Below are 2,536 nucleotides of genomic sequence, written 5' to 3'. Positions count from 1 at the left end.
GTGAGATATCCGGGCTAGGTGGCTTTCATAGGAGTGGCGTGCTCGCTTCGGGTTTTGACGCGGGTCAATGCCCAGGATGGTTCCGGCGGCCTCGCGCCAGTCCGCCCTCTCCCCGGCCGCATCGAGTATTTTTCGGTATATAGTCACATGTTCGTGATCGTATTCCGTAACTTCGGCGAATGTTGGTGCATATTCCGCTGGTGGCTTGACCATTTTCGGTCCTCTTTCAGCGTCCTGCACCTGTACGACGATAGGCGGCCCGAAATATTCCGCGGAGCTGGGCCAAATGATGCCAGGCGCTGGCCGTACGGGACGGACACCGCTCTATCGGCACAACCCGCCCCTGGCCTGAATCGCCTATGCAGGACGAGGCGCGGGTTCACGCGCCGGTTTCGCTCTCCGATTTGCCCTTCAGCACCGCCGCCACCTCCGGATGGCCGAAATGCTCGGCCCAGCCGAGCGGGGTGCTGTCATAGGTTCGGTCGCGGATGGTCGTGTCTGCTCCATGATCCAGCAGCAGGCTGGCGGCGCGCGGGTCGTTGGCCCAGCCAGCGGCCATGTGCAGCGGGGTGACGTTCGCGGTGTCGCCCCAGGGCACGCCCCGGCTGACATCGGCGCCCTGCCCGATCAGCCAGTCCACCGCCTCCACGCGATGGCTCAGCAGCGCCCAGTGCAGCGCGGCGCCGTTGTGCGGGGCGCCGTCGATGTCGGCGCCGCGGGCCAGCAGCGCTGCCATCGCCTCGATCCGGCCGCTGCGGGCGGCCCAGGTCAGCGCCTCGTCGAGAATTTCCTGTGGCGAGTCGGTCATGTGCCATTCCGGGAAGCCGCTATGCGGTCGGTAGAAGCCGCGATGATGCCCGGCCTCCGGCCTCAGCCCTCCGTCGGCATCGAAGAACAGCGCGATCAGGTCCATCCGGCCAAGCCCGGCGGCGATGCGCAGGTTGAGCGGCGCCACCACCTCCGCCGCCAGCCGCTCGGCCATGGTGGTATGGCCCCAGAACAGCGCCACCGCCAAGGGCGTGCCGCCGTCACCATAGGCCTCGGCTTCGACCAGGCCGCCGGCCGCGATCAGCCGGTCGAGCAGGGCCAGACGGGCCTCGCGGTCGCCGCGGCCGCCGCCATAGGCGATGTCGTGCAGCGGCCCCCAGCCCTTGTCGTTGGCGAGGTTCGGGTCGGCGCCGGCGTCGAGCAGGTCGCCGGCCAGGACCAGCCGGTTCATCGAGATCGCCAGCATCAGCAGGCGGTTGCCGTTGGTGCCGCGGGCATTGACCAGGCCGGGATGGGCCGCCAGCACCGCGGCCAGAGCGGCGCGGTCGTCGCCGCGGATCGCCTCGAAGGCGCTGCGGAACGGCTCCTGCGCCCGGCCGGCCTGCATTGCCTCGATCCGTCCGGCGAAGCCGTCCCAGTCGTCGAAGCCGTGGCTGCGGGCAACGACCAGCTCGGCATCCTCCTGGCTGAGATCCGCGGCCCGGATCTCAGCCTCCGACGCCACGGCGAAGCGCGGATGGAAGCGCTGCACCAGGCGCAGCGATCCGGCCTCGCCGGTGCGGTGGTTGCTGCGGATCCCGGCGGCGCGGTCGCGGTAGTATTGCAGCTCGACCTCGAAGGGCCGGGCGATCTCCGGCGCCTCGCCGGCGAGATGCGCCTGCAGCCTCGGCCAGCTGGCGAAGCCGTATTCGCGGGCGATCACCCATTGCGCGTCGCTCAGCTTCGCCGCGGCGACCAGCTCGGCATCAGGGCGGTGGGCCAGCCGCGGATGGCTGTAGCGGAACCGGGTGACCGCCTCGGCCGCGCCGGCGCGCAGCGCCTTCAGCAGGTCCTTGGCGCACTTCCTCTGCTGCTCCGGATCGGGCGATGCGGGCAGGTCCTGGGCATAGGGATGGGGCATGACGCTCCTCCTTTCACACGCCCGGCATCCGCATCAACGGGCAGAAAGAAGGATCGACGCTGGTCGCGCAGCTCTTGGCAAGTGGGCGCTGCCCTTCCCGCGGATCGGATGCGTCTTGCACGCGATCCGGAGGCTACCGGGCCCTCCTGCGGGCCGCAAGGGCCACCAGAGCCGTCGGTTTCGGCCGAGCATCGCCCGTCGATTGCGGTTTTCGATGATCGCTGAGACGCGAGACATTGCTGCCGGCGGGAGCGGGCGGCGGGTCTGGTGGCGGCATTCGCCCCTGATCCTGCGGCAGAAACTCAAGACCAAAATAAATCCAGTCTTTACGAAAAAAGCCCCCGACCCCGAAATACCCGTCCAAAACCTTGAAAATCGCTCCGATCACCGCGATATTTCGGATGAACCCCATTGCATCGCCCTCCTTTTCTCGGCGATTCACTAGTCCATCTTTATGTCATACAAATTACAGATCTAGTAAAATCTGCCATTCGTGAGGGAAATCTCACCATGCGCGAGAGGAAATCTTGAGAGCGCCCGGGTCGTAATCCAAGGATGCGGCCCTGAATCTGCTTCGGACGAACGCCCAATCTCACAATCCGCTGTGGACTGCAGCGAGTAGGGGGGGGTGGCCGCGGGGGACCCCCC

The 2,536-nt window shown here is 67.2% G+C and carries 3 protein-coding genes; all 3 read right to left on the bottom strand.

Annotation, left to right across the window (positions count from 1 at the left end; translation table 11 throughout):
* Positions 1–213, bottom strand: a 213-nt coding sequence (locus tag AAHM41_RS39885; RefSeq protein WP_342242196.1) for a DUF2285 domain-containing protein, incomplete at its 3' end; no start/stop codon positions are given.
* Between the two features lie 166 nt (positions 214–379).
* Complete coding sequence (locus tag AAHM41_RS39880) at positions 380–1,888, bottom strand: ankyrin repeat domain-containing protein (RefSeq protein WP_342242195.1); 1,509 nt, start codon at positions 1,886–1,888, stop codon at positions 380–382.
* 133 nt (positions 1,889–2,021) lie between these two features.
* Positions 2,022–2,300, bottom strand: a complete 279-nt coding sequence (locus AAHM41_RS39875; RefSeq protein ID WP_342242194.1) for a hypothetical protein — start codon at positions 2,298–2,300, stop codon at positions 2,022–2,024.
* Between the last annotated feature and the right edge of the window lie 236 nt (positions 2,301–2,536).

The organism is Inquilinus sp. OTU3971 (assembly GCF_038440215.1).
Note: the sequence above shows the minus strand (reverse complement) of the source record. Positions and strands in the feature narration are given on the sequence as shown.

Coding starts and splice junctions, on each gene's coding strand:
- AAHM41_RS39880 (WP_342242195.1), bottom strand. CDS start 1,888: ATGCCCCATCCCTATGCCCAGGACCTGCCCGCATCGCCCGATCCGGAG.
- AAHM41_RS39875 (WP_342242194.1), bottom strand. CDS start 2,300: ATGGGGTTCATCCGAAATATCGCGGTGATCGGAGCGATTTTCAAGGTT.